We start from the raw sequence: 233 nt of genomic DNA, 5'->3' as shown, positions 1-233 counted from the left end.
CGAGAGCGTTCAGAATTCTGTGTCACGTTAAAAATTCTACAGCGTCATCACGTTATTTAGTCGCCCTTCAAAATAAATGGCCAACTGTGACAATGTCAAATTCCAGCTCCGGATGGGCATTGTCCATTTTTCCTGTGCGTTCATTAGCCCCAGATAAAGCAGCTTCAACAGACTGTTTTCATTCGGGAAAGCACCTTTGGTTTTGGTCAGTTTCCTGAACTGTCTGTGCACCG

1 pseudogene is annotated in these 233 nt (G+C 44.6%); it reads right to left on the bottom strand.

The window, feature by feature from the left end:
• Positions 1–36: 36 nt before the first annotated feature.
• Positions 37–233 (bottom strand): annotated as a pseudogene (locus HEP82_RS19900) (IS256 family transposase); the annotation flags it as partial.

Source organism: Musicola keenii (assembly GCF_014855505.1).
Taxonomy (GTDB): Bacteria; Pseudomonadota; Gammaproteobacteria; order Enterobacterales; family Enterobacteriaceae; genus Musicola; species Musicola paradisiaca.
This window is presented reverse-complemented; position numbering and strand designations above follow the sequence as displayed.